Below are 380 nucleotides of genomic sequence, written 5' to 3' on the forward strand. Positions count from 1 at the left end.
TCATCAAGATCGGGAGAGAATCACATTGATTCTCTCCCTTTTAATGTTCAAAGCGATGAGAATTTTTGTTTTAAAGTTGTTAAAGTTTCTAAACCCAAAGGCTTGTCTTTTGATATCCTTGATTAACTTATTAGTCGCTTCTAGTTTGGCGTTCGAATAAGGAAGTTCAAGTGCATTTGCGATAGATGCCTTATATTTTTTAAATGTTCTAAAAACCGTTTTGAAGGCATGATTGACTAAGTGGTAGTTATCGTCTATCAATGCCATAAACTGATGAGTATTCTTCTGTTGGAAATGAAAGAGTAAGAGTTGATAGAGATTGTAGTAATAGCGAAGTTCATCAGAGAACTGCAATGTTTTTCTCACGATTTCTTTAGGGG

The 380-nt window shown here is 34.5% G+C and carries 1 protein-coding gene; it reads right to left on the reverse strand.

What is annotated here, in order from left to right; genetic code table 11:
- Window positions 1-3: 3 nt before the first annotated feature.
- Window positions 4-380 (reverse strand): transposase (locus N7659_RS08125; RefSeq protein WP_263276627.1); only part of this gene is annotated, 377 nt, incomplete at its 5' end.

Source organism: Streptococcus sp. CSL10205-OR2 (assembly GCF_025660655.1).
GTDB lineage: Bacteria > Bacillota > Bacilli > Lactobacillales > Streptococcaceae > Streptococcus.